The sequence below is a fragment of the Rhizobium sp. M10 genome (genome assembly GCF_002531955.1).
Classification (GTDB): domain Bacteria; phylum Pseudomonadota; class Alphaproteobacteria; order Rhizobiales; family Rhizobiaceae; genus Rhizobium; species Rhizobium etli_C.
The window spans coordinates 16,433-34,015 of record NZ_NWTA01000007.1 but is presented as its reverse complement, the minus strand read 5'-3'; the positions used below and the strand labels follow the sequence as shown (position 1 = coordinate 34,015).

14 protein-coding genes and 1 tRNA gene are annotated in these 17,583 nt (G+C 62.0%); 8 read left to right on the top strand and 7 right to left on the bottom strand.

Annotated elements, in window-relative coordinates; genetic code table 11:
* Positions 1-68 precede the first annotated feature (68 nt).
* Positions 69-953 (bottom strand): 4-hydroxy-tetrahydrodipicolinate synthase, encoded by an 885-nt coding sequence (gene dapA / locus CO671_RS13380; protein ID WP_097606353.1) that lies wholly within the window; start codon positions 951-953, stop codon positions 69-71.
* 215 nt (positions 954-1,168) lie between these two features.
* Here dapA and CO671_RS13375 point away from each other — a divergent pair, with 215 nt between their 5' ends.
* Both CO671_RS13375 and CO671_RS13370 read left to right on the top strand, forming a co-directional pair.
* Positions 1,169-3,244, top strand: a complete 2,076-nt coding sequence (locus CO671_RS13375; protein WP_097606352.1) for a lytic transglycosylase domain-containing protein — start codon at positions 1,169-1,171, stop codon at positions 3,242-3,244.
* Between the two features lie 64 nt (positions 3,245-3,308).
* Positions 3,309-4,205, top strand: a complete 897-nt coding sequence (locus CO671_RS13370; protein WP_097606351.1) for an alpha/beta hydrolase — start codon at positions 3,309-3,311, stop codon at positions 4,203-4,205.
* A 197-nt stretch (positions 4,206-4,402) separates the two neighbouring features.
* On the opposite strand, the gene CO671_RS13365 is transcribed toward CO671_RS13370, so the two are convergent.
* From CO671_RS13365 to CO671_RS13350, 4 genes are all read right to left on the bottom strand, one after another.
* Positions 4,403-5,425: a porin gene (locus tag CO671_RS13365; RefSeq protein WP_097606350.1), complete on the bottom strand. Its 1,023-nt coding sequence runs from the start codon at positions 5,423-5,425 to the stop codon at positions 4,403-4,405.
* Positions 5,426-5,994: 569 nt separating this feature from the next.
* A tRNA-Ser gene (locus CO671_RS13360) sits at positions 5,995-6,085 on the bottom strand.
* A gap of 346 nt (positions 6,086-6,431) precedes the next feature.
* A complete protein-coding gene (locus CO671_RS13355; RefSeq protein ID WP_097606349.1) occupies positions 6,432-7,649 on the bottom strand; it encodes an FAD-dependent oxidoreductase in 1,218 nt (405 codons plus the stop codon).
* An 87-nt stretch (positions 7,650-7,736) separates the two neighbouring features.
* Entirely contained in the window at positions 7,737-8,852 is a 1,116-nt protein-coding gene (locus tag CO671_RS13350) for a Gfo/Idh/MocA family oxidoreductase (RefSeq protein WP_097606348.1), read from the bottom strand.
* A gap of 208 nt (positions 8,853-9,060) precedes the next feature.
* Here CO671_RS13350 and CO671_RS13345 point away from each other — a divergent pair, with 208 nt between their 5' ends.
* The 5 genes from CO671_RS13345 (at position 9,061) to iolB (ending at position 15,990) form a co-directional block, all read left to right on the top strand.
* A complete protein-coding gene (locus CO671_RS13345) occupies positions 9,061-9,936 on the top strand; it encodes a MurR/RpiR family transcriptional regulator (RefSeq protein ID WP_097606347.1) in 876 nt (291 codons plus the stop codon).
* Between the two features lie 91 nt (positions 9,937-10,027).
* Positions 10,028-11,962 carry a 5-dehydro-2-deoxygluconokinase gene (iolC, locus tag CO671_RS13340; protein WP_097606346.1) on the top strand — a complete coding sequence of 645 codons (1,935 nt, stop codon included), beginning with the start codon at positions 10,028-10,030 and terminating at the stop codon, positions 11,960-11,962.
* Positions 11,963-12,163: 201 nt separating this feature from the next.
* Positions 12,164-14,014, top strand: a complete 1,851-nt coding sequence (iolD, locus tag CO671_RS13335) for a 3D-(3,5/4)-trihydroxycyclohexane-1,2-dione acylhydrolase (decyclizing) (RefSeq protein ID WP_097606345.1) — start codon at positions 12,164-12,166, stop codon at positions 14,012-14,014.
* A gap of 65 nt (positions 14,015-14,079) precedes the next feature.
* Positions 14,080-14,997 carry a myo-inosose-2 dehydratase gene (gene iolE / locus CO671_RS13330; protein WP_097606344.1) on the top strand — a complete coding sequence of 306 codons (918 nt, stop codon included), beginning with the start codon at positions 14,080-14,082 and terminating at the stop codon, positions 14,995-14,997.
* 195 nt (positions 14,998-15,192) lie between these two features.
* Complete coding sequence (gene iolB, locus CO671_RS13325) at positions 15,193-15,990, top strand: 5-deoxy-glucuronate isomerase (protein WP_097606343.1); 798 nt, start codon at positions 15,193-15,195, stop codon at positions 15,988-15,990.
* Between the two features lie 250 nt (positions 15,991-16,240).
* Here the strand turns inward: iolB and CO671_RS13320 are convergent, their stop codons facing one another.
* Positions 16,241-16,681, bottom strand: a complete 441-nt coding sequence (locus CO671_RS13320) for a glyoxalase superfamily protein (protein WP_097606507.1) — start codon at positions 16,679-16,681, stop codon at positions 16,241-16,243.
* Between the two features lie 354 nt (positions 16,682-17,035).
* Here CO671_RS13320 and CO671_RS13315 point away from each other — a divergent pair, with 354 nt between their 5' ends.
* The gene (locus tag CO671_RS13315) at positions 17,036-17,368 is read left to right on the top strand and encodes a hypothetical protein (protein ID WP_010031867.1); all 333 of its coding nucleotides are present in this window, start codon (positions 17,036-17,038) and stop codon (positions 17,366-17,368) included.
* On the opposite strand, the gene CO671_RS34185 is transcribed toward CO671_RS13315, so the two are convergent.
* Complete coding sequence (locus tag CO671_RS34185) at positions 17,319-17,543, bottom strand: hypothetical protein (protein WP_097606342.1); 225 nt, start codon at positions 17,541-17,543, stop codon at positions 17,319-17,321. The two genes, CO671_RS13315 and CO671_RS34185, sit on opposite strands and share 50 nt — an antisense overlap.
* Between the last annotated feature and the right edge of the window lie 40 nt (positions 17,544-17,583).

The following is a 17,583-nucleotide window of genomic DNA, read 5'->3' as shown; positions in this document are numbered from 1 at the left end:
AAGCCGCGCCCTCATTGCTGCCCTTTATGTAAGGGAACGACCCGGCCTTGTGAAGACGGGCGGTCTCTTCAGTTCAGCAGCCCGGCATGGCGCAGAGCTGCGTCGATCGCCGCTTCGGTTGCCGGCTCCAGCGTCGACAGCAGCGGCGAGCGGACGTTGCGGCTCATGCGGCCGAGCTTGGAGAGGCCGTATTTGGCGCCGCAGAGACCGGGCTCAAGGAAGATCGCCTTGTGCAGCGGCATCAGCCGGTCCTGATATTCCAGCGCGCGGGCGTATTCGCCGGCCAGCGTTGCCGCCTGAAAATCGGCGCAGAGGCGCGGGGCGACATTGGCCGTTACCGAGATGCAGCCGACGCCGCCATGGGCGTTGAAGCCGAGCGCCGTTGCGTCCTCGCCGGACAATTGCCTGAAGTCCTTGCCGCAGGTGATGCGCTGCTCGGAGACACGCTCGATCTTGCCCGTCGCATCCTTGACGCCGACGATATTCCCGTGCGCCTTGACGAGCGCGCCCATCGTTTCCGGCGTCATGTCGACCACCGAACGGCCGGGGATATTGTAGATATAGATCGGCAGAGCGACGGCCTCGGCGATCGCGGAAAAATGCGCGATCAGCCCCTTCTGCGTCGGCTTGTTGTAATAGGGCGTGACGACAAGCACGGCGTCGGCACCGACCTTTTCGGCATGCTGGGCAAGCTCGATCGCCTCACGCGTGTTGTTCGAACCGGCGCCGGCCATGACGGGAACGCGTTTTGCGGCCACTTCGATGCAGAGTTCCACGACCCGCTTGTGTTCGGCATGCGACAGCGTCGGCGATTCGCCTGTCGTGCCGACCGGAACGAGACCGCCGCTGCCTTCCTTGATCTGCCAGTCGACATGGGCGGCGAAGCTGTCTTCGTCGATCGATCCGGCATCGGTGAAGGGGGTAACGAGGGCGGGAATGGACCCATTGAACATGCAAAGCTCCTCACGACCAAATCCTTGCTTCGGCCGCATTCCATGACTAAGAGTTGCGCACCATAAAGCGCCGAAATCATCGCGACAAGCGCGGAGAGTTCGGTTTAGGGCAAAATCCGATAGCAGATGTGAATGAATTTTACCTGGTACGGTAAGGTTTCGTTAAGATGCCTCCAGCCAAATGGGTAGGGCGTGTTTTCGTTGCGAGATCCCGGATGAAGAAAGCTGTCCTGATTCTGACCGCCTTCGGCTTCGTTGCCGCCGCGTGGGGCAGCGTTGCGTCGCCGCTTGCCGGCGAAAACCTTCCTGCGGCCGACGTCAAGCCGATCGGCTTCGTGCCCGAGACATCGATACCGGAGGCGCTGACCACCGGCGCCATCCCGCGCAATCCGGCCATCGCGCCTGTTGCCAGTGATCTGAAAACCGGCCTCGACGCGCTTAGCGCCAAGAATCCGCAACTGGCTCTGTCGATCCGCGACAGCATGCGGCAGGGGATGCTCGACCGCCATATCCTCACCTGGGCGATCGCCGTATCCGGATTGAAGGGCGTTCCCTCCTATGAGATCGCCAGCGCAGCGCAGGAGCTCAAGGGATGGCCCGGCCTTTCGCGGCTGCGCACCTATTCCGAACGGGCGCTCTACGATGAAAACCCCGCCCCATCAGCCGTGCTTGCCGCCTTCGGCGACACCGCGCCCGAGACGATGCAGGGCGCCGTCATTCTCGGGCGGTCGCTGGTTGCCTCAGGCAATCAGGCGCAGGCGGCCAAATATATCCGCAAGCTCTGGCGCACGGAGGCGCTCGACAAGGCGGGTGAAGACAAGATCCTCGTCGAATTTTCCGCCCTGCTGACGCCGGCCGACCACAAGGCGCGGATGGACTACCTGATGTATCGCGGCCGGGTGGCGCAGGCCAAGCGGTTCGGCGACATGGGTGAGGCGCAATCGCTCTACAAGGCCTGGGCCGCCGTCGACGCCAAAGCCGCCAACGCCGGCGCGCTCATCAATGCCGTCGACGCGAGATGGCGCGGCGATGCCGGCCTGCTGTTTGCGAAGATCGAATATCTGCGCAAGCAGGACAAATATGCCGAGGCGGCAGCCCTGCTGGAGAAGATGCCGCGCGGAGCCGGCGAACTCGTCGATTCCGGCGAATGGTGGAACGAGCAGCGGATCGTCAGCCGCGGCCTCGTCGACCAGGGACAATTCAAACCGGCCTACCGCATCGTCGCAAACTACGCGGCAACCAGCCCGACCGACATTGTCGAGGCCGAGTTCCACGCCGGATGGTATGCGCTTCGCGGCCTGCAGGACCCGACGACGGCGGAAAGACATTTCCGCAAGATTCTGGCGACGTCGAACGGACCGATCTCGGTGTCGCGCGCCTGGTATTGGCTCGGGCGGGCAGCCGAAGCCGGCGGCCCTGGCATTTCAGGCGAATTCTACGGCAAGGCCGCAAATTTTCCCGGCACTTTCTACGGCCAGCTCGCAGCCGAAAAACTGGGACGAAAAACGCTCAATGTCGCCTATCCCGCGCCGAGCACGGCCGACCGCCAGCGCCTTCAGGCGCGCGAAGCCGTGCAGGCGATCACCCGGCTCGAGGCGGCAGGTCACGGCTGGCGCGCCGACATTCTCTATCTCGCGCTTGCCGATCAGCTGCAGAGCCCGGGGGAACTGGCTATCCTCGCAGCGCAGGCCGAGCAATCGGGCAATCACCATCTGTCGCTGCAGATCGGCAAGATCGCCTATGGCCGCGGCATTGACGTCGCAGCGCTTGCCTTTCCCGTCGGGGTGATCCCGGCGAATGCCAATATATCCGGCTCCGGCAAGGCGCTCGCCTATGCCATCGCCCGGCAGGAAAGCGCCTTCAATCCGGCCGCCGTTTCGGCAGCAAATGCGCGCGGTCTGCTGCAGCTTCTGCCCGGCACGGCCCAGGCGGTGGCCAAGCGCCACAACATCACGTTTTCGAAGGACAAGCTGACGGCCGATGCCGGATATAATGCGACGCTCGGCGCGCATTATCTCGGCGAGCAGATCGAGGCCTTCGGCGGCTCCTATATTCTCACCTTCGTCGCCTATAATGCCGGGCCGAAACGGGTGCCGGAATGGATCGGCCGCTACGGCGACCCACGCGGCAGGCCGATCGACGAGATCGTCGACTGGATCGAGCGCATCCCCTTCCCCGAGACGCGCAACTACGTGCAGCGGGTGATGGAGAATTACGAAGTCTACAAGGCTCGCCTCGGCCAGCCGACGGATATCGAGCGCGACCTGATCGGCGGACGCAGCGCCTCCTGAAGCCGTTTGGCGCGGCTTGAAAAGCAGGCTACATCTTCGGGCTCGGATAGGTCTTGAGGATGCGATGGCGGACATGGATGCAGGCGGTTTCCAGGAACGATATTATTCTTCTGCCGATGGGCTGACGCTTTATGCCCGCGACTACAGGCCGGACGAGGCGGCAGCCGCGGCACGGCTGCCGGTGATCTGCCTGCCCGGTCTGACCCGCAATAGCCGGGATTTTCACCCGCTTGCGCTGCGTCTCTGCCGCGACGAGACAGGCCCACGCCGGGTGATCGCGCTCGATTCGCGCGGACGTGGAAATTCCACATGGGATGAGAACAAGGCCAATTACACTCTCGCCGTCGAGGCCGGCGACATTATTGCCGCCTGCGCGGCATTCGGCATCGAGCGGGCGGTTTTCATCGGCACATCGCGTGGCGGACTGATCCTGCATCTGATCGCGGCGACACGGCCGGATCTTCTCGAAGCCGTCATCCTGAACGACATCGGCCCTGCGATCGAGGCCGGAGGGCTGGCACTCATTCGCGACTACTTGAACAGCGGCAGGAAGCCGGCCGATTGGAACGAGGCGGCCGATATACTGAAGCAGAATCACGGTGCCTCGTTTACCGCGCTTGCAGGGGAAGACTGGCGCGAGATGGCGCTTGCGCTTTACCGCGACACCGACGGAAGACCGGTCGCCGACTTCGATCCGGCAATCGCCGAGGCGCTGCGATCGGTCGATTTCAGCCAGCCGCTGCCCGAGCTCTGGGAGCAGTTCGAAAGCCTGAGCCGGCTGCCGCTGATGCTGATCCGCGGAGAAAATACGGCTCTGCTCTCAAAGGAGACGGCCGCGGAAATGGTCCGCCGGCATCCGAGCCTGATCCTGCACGCAGCTCAGGGACAAGGACATGCGCCCCTCCTCCATCTTGGCAATATCCCTGCAGCCATTGGAGCCTTCCTCACCAGCTGCCGATAGCTGACAGAGATCGTTCAGCCGCAGCCGCGCGCCTTTTGAGACAGGCAAAGGCGCCATAACCTTGCACGCCGGCGGGCTTTCCGAAACGGCTCCGATTTCCAGGCCGCTGCCCCAACTGCCTCCATGCCATTCGTGCAGATACAAAAAAAGCCCGGCTCGAGAGCCGGGCTTTCCTGATTGACCGAGGTCAGATCAGATTAGAACGAGCGCTGCAGGCGGAAGTAGCCAGCCGTCGAGTCGTCGTCGTTTTCCGGATCGAGGTACTGAACCGAAGCCTTGGCGTAGAAGTTGTCGACGATCTGGTAATCAACCGTCAGACCAACCTTCCAAGCGTCGTCATCGCTGAAGTCGTCGCCAGCAACGTAGTAGTTGCTGTAGTACTGGACGCCAGGAGTGATCTTGAGCTTGTCGGTTGCCTTGATTGCGTATTCGGCAGCGATAGCCCATTCAGCCTTGGTGTAGTAGGAGCTCGGGCCGGAAGCGTATACGGCAGCGAGGCCGAGCGTACCGGGACCGATGTCAACCGTACCCATTGCACGGACAGCACCTTCTTCGTTGTCGACGTCATAGCCGGCAGTGATCTGGTAGCTGAACGCACCAGCCTTGCCACCGAGACCGACGGCTACGCCGACGTTGTTCGGCTCTTCGTCCGTCTTGTAGAAGCCGTCTTCCAGTTCGTCGACGCTGATGCCAGCGTAGAAGGCGTCGGTTTCGTACTGATAACGGAGCGAGTTATGCAGCGTGACCGGCGAGCCGATATCGTCGGTTTCGCCCGAGAGGCCGTCGTCCCACCAGCTGTAGAACAGACCAGCGCGGAAGCCGGCGATGTCGATGTAAGCGGAGTCGAGCTTGGCGCTCTGATCCGAAGCGTTGTCAGCATTGAACTGCATGACGATGACGCCGGTCAGCGGACCATATTCGGTGTCGCTCTTAGCCGTGAACTGAACCTGGCCGCGCGTACGGGCGTCCCAGTCCGAGTCGTTGCTGTCCGAACCGTTGAGCGGCTGATCACCAACGTCAACCTGGAAACGGACGTAACCGTTGATCTTGAGGCAGGTTTCGGTGCCCGGGATGTAGAAATAGCCGGTGCCGTAAGCGTCGCAGACGCGAACATATTCAACCGGTTCCGGCTCGGCAGCAACGATAGCGTCAGCAGCCTGAGCACCGGAAACTACTGCGAGAGCAGCAGCGGAGCCGAGAAGAAGGCTCTTGATGTTCATAAATGACCTCCAATTCAAAGTTTCGATCGGGTTTGGGATCTTTCGCTGAGCAGCGTTCCCTGCCCCATCCCCGTGTTTCAAGAAGTGGACGATCCGTCGCCCTTGCTTCCGAGGGTGAAAATACAAGACGGCGGCCGTCACGCAATCACCAACTTGCTCCAACAGGGGGTTTGAGGGAGCCTTCCCCGCATTCTGTTGCTGAAAGGACACAAGTCGGGCAGCCGGCCCCGGTTTCCTTTATAGTTTGTTAAGAAAAGCCTGATTTTGCGGCAGCTTAGGCGAGATCGACAACGTGCTGGACATGCGTCTTTCGACACATTCATGACGCTTTTCTGACAAAATCCGATTGTTGCGGGAGACATCCGGATCCTCGGAAGCGTAACCGGCCGTTCACCGATCCACTTTCGCCGGTCGCCGAGGACAGGAACGCGGGACGTGATTCTCGCCGGCGATTCTCTCTCTTCGAAGGGAGGAGATTTCTCCACCGCGCGACTGCGAGGCATAGCCGACTAATCGACCATAATTCCCCGCCCGAGGGTAAGACACGAGATGCGCTGCGGAAATTGAAATGGCGGAGAAGATGGGATTCGAACCCACGATACGCTTTTGACGTATACTCCCTTAGCAGGGGAGCGCCTTCGACCACTCGGCCACCTCTCCGGTGCGGCCTAACTATGGTGACCGGTCTGTGAATGCAAGGGTTTTTTGAGTTTTCATAAGAAGAAATGCAGCGGCCGGCATTTCGACCCGGTTGGGCAACGGGGGCATTGCTGCCTGCCCGTGATCTGCATGATTCGATCGCGCGTCTCTTCAATACGAGACCGCGCTCTACCGCCAGGCGCTCGGGGAAAGCGAGTGCGAAACGGTTCCGATTCGCAGGCTCTCGGATCGCAAAAATGACGCGCGACCACAGGTTAACCAAACCATTGCAATCACGCCCTTTCAGCAGAGGGCCGCGCCCTCTGCGTCAGGCAAAGGGCTCTTTCCTTGCGGCATCGCCTCCCGGTCAGGCGAGCAGACTCTTGAGATCGGCGGATGGGTCGGCGAGAATCGATCGGTCGGGGTTAATTCCAGATTCCAGCAGTTTCTTGCCAGTCACATAGGCTTTGGCGTCGTTGATCGCGTCGACGGCGATCAGCCGGCCTTCCCTGAAGTACCAGACCGAATGGGCGCCTTCGCGGGCGCCGGGACGCAGCAACGTATCGTCATAACCGAGATTGAAGCCGGCAATCTGCAGCTTGACGTCGTACTGGTCGGACCAGAACCAGGGCTTGGGATCATAAGGCTCGTTGCCGCCGGCGATGACGGCGGCCGCCGCTTCGGCTTGGTCGACGGCGTTCTGCACCGATTCGAGCCGGATGCGGCCGCCCTGCCAGGGAAGGGCCGCGCAATCGCCGGCCGCGAAAATCGCCGAATCGGAAGTGCGGGCGAATTCGTCGACGACGATGCCATTGGTGACTTCGAGGCCGGCTTCCTTGGCAAGCTGATCGTTCGGCACGACGCCGATGCCGACGACGACAAAATCGACGTCGATAGTCGATCCGTCGGAAAGTGCCGCACCAGCGACGCGGCCGTCCTTGCCGATCAGGTGCTTGAGCCCGGTTTTCTCGCGGATCACCACGTCGCGGCCCTCATGGATCGCGCGCATGATGTCGGCCGTCTCCTTCGCCGCGACGCGCTGCAGGATGCGGTCGGCCATCTCGATGACGGTGACCTCAAGGCCGAGATGGCGGGCAACGGCCGCCGCCTCCAGGCCGATATAACCGCCCCCGATGATCAGGACGCGACGGCCAGGCCGCATCTCGTCGGCGAGCAGATCGGCGTCGCGCTTATCGCGGGCGACATAGACGCCTTCGAGATCGCCGCCGATTGCGGCCGGCAGCCGGCGCGGCGTCGAGCCGGTGGCCAGCGCCAGCGTGCCGTAGTCGAGAACGGAGCCGTCCTGCAGCAGAACCTGCTTGCTGTCCGGCTTGATCTCCTCGGCCCAGGTGGAAAGGCGAAGGTCGACGTCATTGTCGCCATACCAGTGCTGGTCGCGAAACAGCAGGCGGTCGAAGCTCATTTCGCCGAGCAGATATTTCTTCGACAGCGGCGGGCGCTGATAGGGCGCCACATCCTCGGCGCCGATAAGGGTGATCGGGCGCGTATCCTTCAATGCTCGCAGCTTGGCCGCCAATGCGAAACCGGCCTGCCCCGCGCCGATGATCACCAATCTATCCGTCACGATTTCACTCCCGAAACTGCGCCCGACAACCACGTCAAGGCCTATCCCCTGCCCGGAGCGCCGTCAACGGAAAGCGGCTTCTTACCTTCAGCCGATTTCGATCCAGCGACGCTCGTGGAAAGACTGTGCCATGGCATGCACCGACTTCTCTATCCTGAGACCGTCTTTAAATGTCACGATCGACGACGGTTCTCCCGATATTGCCCGGATCAGCTCGCGGCATTCGATGATTTTGAGATCATTGAAGCCGAGGCCGTGGCCGGGCGCCGGAATGAACCGATCATACGGCCGATGGGCGGGGGCCGCCAGTATCTTGCGAAAACCCTGTTCGGAGCCGCGCCCCTCGGCCTGATAGAGTTCGAATTCGTTCATACGCTCCTGATCGTAGACGATCGAGCCTTTCGAGCCGTAAATCTGCAGGGCGATGCGGCCCTTGCGGCCCCAGGCGGCGCGATTCGCCATCAACACGGCGGAGATGCCGCCGCCCAGCCGCATCAGCACGTTGGCAGCGTCGTGATTTTCGACGGCGCGGCGGCCACCCGCGCCGAGCGGACGGTCGGCATAGGGCTTCACCATATCTGTAATGACGGCCTCGACGTGGCCGAAAAGATACCAGAGCAACGACAGCGGATGCACGGCGAAATCGTCAAGCGCGCCGTAGCCGGCGGCAAGCTCGCTCTTCCAATAGAAGAAGACATCGGGATCGGCCATGAAATCCTCGTCCATTTCGACGCGGATATGGTTGACCGTGCCGATGGCGCCCTCACCGACAAGCGTCTTGATATGCCGCATGACCGGATTCTGGATGTAATTATAGCCGAGGGCGGCCACCTTGCCTGATCGTTCCGCCGTTTCCAGCATGCGCTCGGCATCGGCATAGGCCGGCGCCATCGGCTTTTCGCACCAGACATGCTTGCCGGCTTCGAGGGCTGTAATCGCCATCTCGGCGTGGAACTGATTGGGCGTGGTGACGGAAACGACGTCGACCTCCGGATCGGCGATCAGCGCCCGCCATTCGGCGGTTGCCTTCTCGAAGCCGAATTCGGAGGCGCGCGCCTCAGCAAGCCCGGCATTGGCTTCAGCCAGATGCACGAGTCGCGGACGCTCGACATCGCCGAACACGGTCTTCACCGCATTCCAGGCCAGCGCATGGCACTTGCCCATATAACCCGTACCGATCAAACCGATGCCAAGTGGCTTCATTTCCGTCTCCTCCAGGACTGCGCGCGGGATTTTTGGAATATTTGGATCATTTTGACAAGAGACCGTTCACCGGCATTTCCGTATCCTTCCCTGCCAAAACTGTTTAAAAGCCTTGAATTACAGGCGATTAAAAACAATTAGGCGTGTCGTTTGAAATCGTTTATGCTCAACAATATGGAATATTTGTTTCATCCCGTGAGCCGCAAGCATGGATAATGACCCCCAGAGGCACGCACGTGTGCCGCGCGATTTCGAAAGCCTGCGCAGCACCATCATCGAGCGCAAGGCGAGCATGCCGAAGCGGCTGGCGCAGGTCGCCGCCTTCGCGCTCGGCAATCCCGACGAAATCGCCTTCGGCACGACGGCGAGCATCGCCGCTGCCTCCGACGTCCAGCCCTCGACGCTGGTGCGCCTGGCACACCATCTGGGTTACGAAGGCTTTTCCGATCTGCAGAGCATCTTCCGCGAAAGGCTGCGCGACCGGACACTGAGCTATGAAGAACGGCTCGTCACCCTGGAGCAGGCGAGCGGCGACGACGAGGACGCCAACCTGCTCTCCGGTTTCATTGCCGCGGCAAGCCAGTCGGTCAACCGGCTGGCGGCGACGGTGCAGAGCGATACGTTCACGAAAGCGGTGGATATCCTGGCCGCCGCCGAAACGATCTATCTGATCGCCAAACGACGTTCCTATCCGCTGACGGCGCATATGACCTACGCTTTTTCCAAGCTCAACATCCGCCACCAGATCGTCGCCTCGCCGAACGGCGTCGATCCCGAGATGGTGCAGTTCGCAACGCCGAAGGATGCAGCGATCGCCGCGAGCTTCTCGCCTTATGCGGCCGACAGCCTCAGCCAGAGTCAGGAGCTTGCCGACCGCGGCGTCCCCATTATCGCGATCACCGATTCGGCCTTCTCGCCGCTTGCCGCCTGCGCCACGCATTGGTTCGAAGTGGCGGAGGCCGATTTCGCCGGCTTCCGCTCGCTGTCGGCCTCGATGGCGCTCACCATGGCGCTGCCGGTCGCCATCGCCGAGCGGCGGCGCAAGCGCCAGCACGCAAAAGCTGGAAAAGCGAAAATGGAATAAACATTCCGAATTGACAAAATATCGGAACCAATGTTTCATTATTGAAATTCGCAGGCACTGGAAGCCGCGCAAAATCTAGCGGGAGGACATCATGGTACAATCGAATCCGGGCTCACAGCCGGAGCCGGCGCTTGATGTAATCACCATCGGCCGCTCCTCGGTCGATCTTTACGGCCAGCAGATCGGTTCGCGGCTGGAGGATATCGCCTCCTTTGCCAAATCGGTCGGCGGCTGCCCGTCCAATATCGCCATCGGCACGGCGCGGCTCGGCCTCAAATCCGGCCTCATCACCCGCGTCGGCGACGAGCAGATGGGACGGTTCATCCGCGAGCAGGCGGCGCGCGAAGGGGTCGCGACGGACGGCATCGTCACCGACAAGGAGCGGCTGACGGCGCTCGTGCTGCTTGCGGTCGAGGCCGAGGGCGTATCGCCGATGATCTTCTATCGTTCCGACTGCGCCGACATGGCGCTCGAGGAAGGCGATATCGATGAAAACTTCATCAAGTCGTCACGCGCCGTTCTCGTTTCCGGCACACATTTCTCGCGGCCCAACACCGAGGCCGCGCAGCGCAAGGCGATCCGCATCGCCAAGGAGAACGGCCGCAAGGTGATCTTCGACATCGACTACCGGCCGAACCTCTGGGGCCTTGCCGGCCATGCGGAAGGCTTCGAGCGCTATGTCAAATCCGACCGCGTCTCCTCGAAGATGAAGGAGACGCTGCCCGATTGCGATCTCATCGTCGGCACCGAGGAGGAAATCCTCATCGCTTCCGGCGCCGACGACGTGCTTGGCGCGCTGAAGGAGATCCGCCGCCTGACGCCGGCGACGATCGTGCTGAAGCGCGGCGCCATGGGCTGCATCGTCTATGACGGGCCGATCGCCGACGATCTCGAAGCCGGCATCGTCGGCCAGGGTTTCCCGATCGAGGTCTTCAACGTGCTCGGCGCCGGTGATGCCTTCATGTCCGGCTTCCTGCGTGGCTTCCTGCGCGACGAGCCGCTGAAGACCTGCGCGACCTGGGCCAATGCCTGCGGCGCCTTTGCCGTCTCCCGGCTGCTCTGCTCGCCGGAATATCCGACCTGGGCGGAACTCGACTTCTTCCTGAAGACCGGCAGCAAACATCGGGCGCTGCGCAAGGACGAGGCGATCAACCATATTCATTGGGCATCCACCCGGCGCGGCGACATCCCGCTCCTGATGGCGCTGGCGATCGATCACCGCTCGCAACTTGTCAGCGTCGCCGATGAAGTCGGCGTCGGCCACGAGAAAATCGTCGCCTTCAAGCGACTGGCGGTCGAAGCGGCAGCGCGCGTTTCGAACGGCCGTGACGGCTACGGCATGCTGATCGACGAACGCTTCGGCCGCGACGCCTTTTTCGATGCGGCGACGAAGAATTTCTCCTGGATCGGCCGGCCGGTAGAGCTGCCGGGCTCGAAGCCGCTGCGCTTCGAATTCAGCCAGGATATCGGCTCGCAGCTTGTCGAATGGCCGCTCGGCCATTGCATCAAATGCCTGTGCTTCTATCATCCCGACGACCCGGCCGAATTGAAGGGCGAGCAGCAGGAGAAGCTGCGCACGCTGTTCGAAGCCGCACGCAAGGTCGGCCGGGAGCTGCTGGTCGAAATCATCGCCGGCAAGAACGGACCGCTTACCGACGATACGATCGCGACCGCGCTGGAAGAACTTTATGCGCTCGGCATCAAGCCGGACTGGTGGAAGCTGGAGCCGCAAGCCTCCGGCGAAGCCTGGAAGAAGATCGACGCGGTGATTGCCAAAAATGATCCATGGTGCCGCGGTATCGTGCTCCTCGGCCTCGAGGCGCCCGCCGAGGAACTGATCTCCTGCTTCGAGGCGACGCTGGCGGCTCCTTCGGTGAAGGGCTTCGCCGTCGGCCGGACGATCTTTGCCGACGCGGCGCGCGCCTGGCTTTCGGGCGCCATGAACGACGAGGAGGCGATCGCCGACATGGCCGGCCGCTTCCGGCAACTGACAGAGGCGTGGCTGAAGACGCGCGGGCTTCAGTAGCAATAGAATTAAGCCCCTCCCCAACCCCTCCCCACAAGGGGGAGGGACTTAACTTGAGGCGCCGCCTCACGCCATCATCGAGCATCCTCCGGATGAAAGGTTGCGGCGGGAACGCAGAGAGCCGAACAGGTTTGTCCCTCCCCCTTGTGGGAGGGGTTGGGGAGGGAAAAAGATAAAGAGTTAAAACTCCGGGAGACCCCGATGGGCAAGACGATTCGGTTGACGATGGCGCAGGCCGTCGCGCATTTCCTCAAAAAGCAGATGACGGTTGTCGACGGCAAAAAGGTGCCGATCTTCGGCGGCGTCTGGGCGATCTTCGGCCATGGCAACGTCGCCGGCATAGGCGAGGCGCTTTATCAGGTGCGCGGGGAATTGACGACCTATCGCGCCCACAACGAACAGGGCATGGCGCATGCCGCGATCGCCTATGCCAAGGCGAATTTCCGCACGCGCTTCATGGCCTGCACGACCTCGATCGGTCCCGGCGCGCTGAACATGGTGACGGCGGCCGGTGTCGCACATGTCAACCGCATTCCCGTTCTCTTCCTGCCGGGCGACGTCTTCGCCAACCGCGCGCCGGATCCGGTGCTGCAGCAGATCGAGGATTTCGGCGACGGCACGGTTTCGGCCAATGACGCCTTCCGCCCGGTTTCGCGCTATTTCGACCGCATCACCCGGCCGGAGCAGATCATTTCGGCGCTGAAGCGCGCCATGCAGGTCCTGACCGATCCCCTGGATTGCGGTCCGGTGACCTTGTCGCTCTGCCAGGATGTTCAGGCCGAAGCCTTCGATTATCCGGAGAGCCTGTTTGAGGAAAAGGTCTGGACGACCCGCCGGCCGCAGCCGGATGCGGATGAGCTCGCCAATGCCATCGCGCTGATCAAGGCCTCGCAGAAGCCGGTGATCGTTGCCGGCGGCGGCGTTCTTTATTCGCAGGCGACGAAGGAGCTTGCCGCCTTTGCCGAGGCCCATGCCATTCCCGTCGTCGTCACCCAGGCCGGCAAGTCGTCAATCGACGAAACCCTGCCGCTGGCGCTCGGCTCGGTCGGCGTCACCGGCACATCGGCAGCGAATGCGATCGCCGAAGAGACGGACCTCGTCATCGCCGTCGGCACACGCTGCCAGGATTTCACCACCGGCTCCTGGGCGCTGTTCAAGAACGACAGCCTCAAAATGATCGGGCTCAATATCGCCGCCTATGACGCGGTGAAGCACGACAGCCATCCCGTCGTCGCCGACGCCCGCGAAGGGCTGAAGGCGCTTTCGGCGGGCCTTTCCGGCTGGAAGGCGCCGGCAGCACTTGCTGAGAAAGCCGCGACCGAGAAAAGGGCCTGGATGGAAGCGGCGGCGAACGCCATGGCGACGACCAATGCCGCCCTGCCCTCCGACGCGCAGGTGATCGGTGCGGTGGTGCGCACGATCGGCGGCGACAATACGACGCTGCTTTGCGCCGCCGGCGGCTTGCCCGGCGAATTGCACAAGCTCTGGCCGGCGACAGCGCCCGGCAGCTATCACATGGAATACGGCTTTTCCTGCATGGGTTACGAGATCGCCGGCGGGCTCGGCGCCAAGATGGCGCGTCCCGAACGCGATGTCGTCGTCATGGTCGGCGACGGCTCCTACATGATGATGAATTCCGAGATCGCGACCTCGGTGATGCTCGGCCTCAAGCTCAACATCGTCGTGCTCGACAATCGCGGCTATGGCTGCATCAACCGGCTGCAGATGGGCACCGGCGGCGCCAACTTCAACAATCTGCTCAAGGACTCCTACCACGAGGTGATGCCGGAGATCGATTTCCGCGCGCATGCCGAAAGCATGGGAGCCATCGCCGTCAAGGTCGGCTCGATCGCAGAGCTGGAGCAGGCGATCGCCAGCTCGAAGAAGAACGACCGAACCTCGGTCTTCGTCATCGACACCGATCCCTTGATCACCACTGAGGCCGGCGGCCACTGGTGGGATGTCGCGGTGCCCGAGGTCAGCCCACGCGAAGAGGTCAACAAAGCGCGCAAGGGCTATATCGAAGCACGCGCCGCCCAGCGCATCGGCTAAATCATTGCTGTCATTTTTCGGAGGAGCGGCACCGCTCCTCCGCATTATCTTTAAGGAGAATGTTGATGAAGGCCAAACTCGGCATGTCGCCCATCGCCTGGTGGAACGACGATCTTCCCGAACTCAGCGACGATGTGTCCCTGGAGGAATGCCTGCGGCAGTCGCGCAGCGCCGGTTTTACCGGCATGGAGCAAGGGCGCCGTTTCCCCAGCAACCCGGAAGAAATGCTGCCGATCCTGCGCGCCGCCGACGTGACGCTGTGCGGCGGCTGGTTCTCCGGCACGCTGGTCAATGAGGAGCTTGCGGCCAACAAAGACCGCATCGCGCCGATGATCGAACTGTTCAAGGCGGTCAATGCGCCCTGCATCGTTTACGGCGAAGTCGGACGCTCCATCCAGGGCGACCGCTCCAAGCCGCTCGCGACCAAGCCGCGCCTCGCCGACGACGAGATGAAGGCCTATGCGCGCCGCGTCACCGAGTTCGGCGAATGGTGCGCCGAGCAGGGCATGCCGCTTTCCTACCACCACCACATGGCAGCCGTCGTCGAAACCGAGCCGGAACTCGACGCCTTCATGCGCAATTCGGGCGAAGGCATTCCGCTGCTGCTCGATGCCGGCCATCTGGCTTTTGCCGGCGGCGACGTGCTGCGCGCCATCGACCATCACCACGCCCGCATCAACCATGTTCACGTCAAGGACATCCGCAAGTCGGTCGTCGATGGGCTGGACCGCAGCCGGCAGTCCTTCCTCGACGCGGTGGCGCTCGGCGCCTTCACCGTGCCGGGCGACGGCTCGCTGGATTTCGCCGCCATCGTCCAGCGGCTGGCTGACCACGGCTATGAGGGCTGGTTCGTCGTCGAAGCCGAGCAGGATCCGCGCAAAGCGCCGCCGCAGAAAATGGCCGAGATCGGCCATGCCGAATTGATGCGGGTGATGACGGCTGCCGGTTACTCGGTGGAGACCGAAGGTTTCCCGAAGGGATAACGGAAAAGAAAACCCCTCCCCAACCTCTCCCCACAAGGGGGAGGGACTTAACTTGAGGCACCGCCCCGCTCCAGACAGCGCCACTTGCAAAAGGAACGCCGCAAGATGGGCGAGACAGCGCCGCAGATTAAGCCCCTCCCCCTTGTGGGGAGGGGTTTGGGGCGGGGAATTTTTAACGTACGAGGAGAACCACCAATGCCAAACCTCAAGGTGAAACCATCCGGCACGCATGGCCGCGTCACGCATGTCACCCCTGAGAATGCCGGCTGGACCTATGTCGGCTTCGATCTGCATCGCTTGAAGCCGGGCGAGACGGTTTCGGGAGAGACCGGCGATCGGGAAGTCTGCCTCGTCTGGGTCACCGGCAAGGGCAAGGCGTCGGCCGGCACCAGGGATTTCGGCACGCTCGGCGGCCGCATGAGCCCGTTCGAAGGCGCCCCGCATGCACTTTACATCCCGATGGAGTCGGCGTGGTCTGTCACGGCGGAGACCGATCTCGAGCTCGCCGTCTGCTCGGCGCCCGGCGGCGGCACCCACCAGGCGAAGGAAATTCCGCCCGGCACGCATCCGCAGGTGACGCGCGGCAAGGGCACGAATGTGCGCTACGTCAACAATATCATGCCTGAGGACGACAGCTCGGCGCATTCGCTGCTCGTCGTCGAGGTGATCACGCCGGGCGGCCACACCTCCTCCTATCCGCCGCACAAGCACGACCAGGACGACCTGCCGAACGAGAGCTTCCTGGAAGAGACCTATTATCATCGCCTCAATCCGCCGCAGGGTTTTGGTTTCCAGCGCGTCTATACCGACGATCGTTCGCTCGACGAAGCGATGGCGATCGAGGACGGTGACGTGACTCTGGTGCCGAAGGGCTACCATCCCTGCGCGGCAACGCACGGCTACGATCTCTACTACCTCAACGTCATGGCCGGGCCGAAGCGGATCTGGAAATTCCACAACGCCGTCGAGCACGAATGGCTGCTGAAAGCATAAGCGCGCCTTGCGGCGCAGGTAGGCCCGACATCGATCGCTCAAGATTTCGACAGCGGCGACGCGGTCCTCGATGATCTTATGAGCCTGTCCCGATCCAGGGACGATCAATGAAGACGCCCGGCAACCAGCCGGTGAGAAAAGCATTGCCCCGGGAAAGATCGGTCATGGAGAAATCCGTGCGATATGGCGAGGTCCGATCCGGGGTGACATCATCCGGATTCAGACGGCCTCAAAGTGAATCAAAAGTGATTTAGAGATCGAGCACCAGATGCGGCACGCCGTTCGAGGTTTTCCTCGGTGAGACGCCGTCGGCATCGATCTGCGAGCTCACACGCCGGCGAAAGGCTGAAAAGCTCTCGAAGGTCACGACATCGACCGCTTCGTCGAAATGGATGGTGATCCTGTGGAGTTCGCCTCCCGGCAGGGCCGACAGCGCCAGAACCTCGCCGGTGAACGGCTGATTGAGATAGCGGCCGCGAATGTGCGCCCCGACGAAAAGGGGTGTCTTCGCAGCCGCATGGGGTTTCGCCGCCAGCGCCGCCAGCGTGTTCCAGTCGCGCGCGCCGTGCTGGCGGGCGATCATTTCGAGCGCCGCACTGTGGGTCAGCGCGGTGCCGCGATCGTTCATCGCCTGGCGCAGGCGTTTGGCCTGGGCCTTCAATTCGTCAATGCCGGGATAGGTCGTCGTCATGGAGTGGGCCTTCGCAAAAGGCATGCTCTTCGACTGTGGATGGGAGCTCGCATTGCCGTCAGCCAGCATGCACAAGGGGCCGTGACCATGATCGCGAGGACTTCACCATGGATTTTCATCCGCGAGCGGCCGGTGCCTCGAACCGGGACTTTGTATGCGCGAAGGCCGCCGACATGTCAAGAATGGCCGATATGCGCCGGGCATGAACAAATTTGGAGCAAAACTGCCCGAAATCGATGCGATTTTCCGGCAATCTCCCAAGAAGACTTCAATCTTAACGATGTTCTTCAGCAGCTATCAGTAATCTCGTGCTAATTTTGTCATATGATAGCGGAGGCTAAAAGGGCCTTTCAGATGCACCTCGACACAGAACATCCCAAGCCGGAACGTGCGTACAGGGAATTCAACCTCGACAGGCCGGGCAACATTATCTTCGTCGGCCATCATCTCAGCACCGGAACGCAGGTGCGCTGCCTGATCCGCACGATCACGCTGGCCGGCGCGGTGCTCGAAGTCAGCCCGGGCCTGGAGATGCCGAGCCATTTCTTTCTCGAAATCCTCGGCATCCACGACGAGATCGGCGCCACCATGGTCAAGCGCGAAGGCGAATTGGTGACGGTCAGCTTCAACATGCTGCTCAATCCGGAATTCCTGCACCACGTGCTGCGACTGAGCTTCGAAACCTGAGGCTTCTTTCAATCCGCGCCTTATCGCGGCGCGGCCTCGTCTCGCCTCTTCTTGAGGAGAGATAGGCGATGATCGGGATGACCGGGCCATCGAGCGGATCGGCCATGGGATCGCGGCGCATGCGGCGTTTGCGAGTTTCGACTTCCTCGAAGAGAACGACCCAGTTGAGAAGCATTGCCTATCCTCCATCTATTGCTGGAGCACTTGAGCTAGGC

Excerpts from the sequence above, each read along its gene's own strand:
- CO671_RS13365 (WP_097606350.1), bottom strand. The coding sequence starts at position 5,425 with ATGAACATCAAGAGCCTTCTTCTCGGCTCCGCTGCTGCTCTCGCAGTA.
- iolC (WP_097606346.1), top strand. The coding sequence starts at position 10,028 with ATGGTACAATCGAATCCGGGCTCACAGCCGGAGCCGGCGCTTGATGTA.
- CO671_RS13345 (WP_097606347.1), top strand. The coding sequence starts at position 9,061 with ATGGATAATGACCCCCAGAGGCACGCACGTGTGCCGCGCGATTTCGAA.
- CO671_RS13370 (WP_097606351.1), top strand. The coding sequence starts at position 3,309 with ATGGCGGACATGGATGCAGGCGGTTTCCAGGAACGATATTATTCTTCT.
- iolD (WP_097606345.1), top strand. The coding sequence starts at position 12,164 with ATGGGCAAGACGATTCGGTTGACGATGGCGCAGGCCGTCGCGCATTTC.
- iolE (WP_097606344.1), top strand. The coding sequence starts at position 14,080 with ATGAAGGCCAAACTCGGCATGTCGCCCATCGCCTGGTGGAACGACGAT.
- CO671_RS13350 (WP_097606348.1), bottom strand. The coding sequence starts at position 8,852 with ATGAAGCCACTTGGCATCGGTTTGATCGGTACGGGTTATATGGGCAAG.
- dapA (WP_097606353.1), bottom strand. The coding sequence starts at position 953 with ATGTTCAATGGGTCCATTCCCGCCCTCGTTACCCCCTTCACCGATGCC.
- iolB (WP_097606343.1), top strand. The coding sequence starts at position 15,193 with ATGCCAAACCTCAAGGTGAAACCATCCGGCACGCATGGCCGCGTCACG.
- CO671_RS13315 (WP_010031867.1), top strand. The coding sequence starts at position 17,036 with ATGCACCTCGACACAGAACATCCCAAGCCGGAACGTGCGTACAGGGAA.
- CO671_RS13375 (WP_097606352.1), top strand. The coding sequence starts at position 1,169 with ATGAAGAAAGCTGTCCTGATTCTGACCGCCTTCGGCTTCGTTGCCGCC.
- CO671_RS34185 (WP_097606342.1), bottom strand. The coding sequence starts at position 17,543 with ATGCTTCTCAACTGGGTCGTTCTCTTCGAGGAAGTCGAAACTCGCAAA.
- CO671_RS13320 (WP_097606507.1), bottom strand. The coding sequence starts at position 16,681 with ATGACGACGACCTATCCCGGCATTGACGAATTGAAGGCCCAGGCCAAA.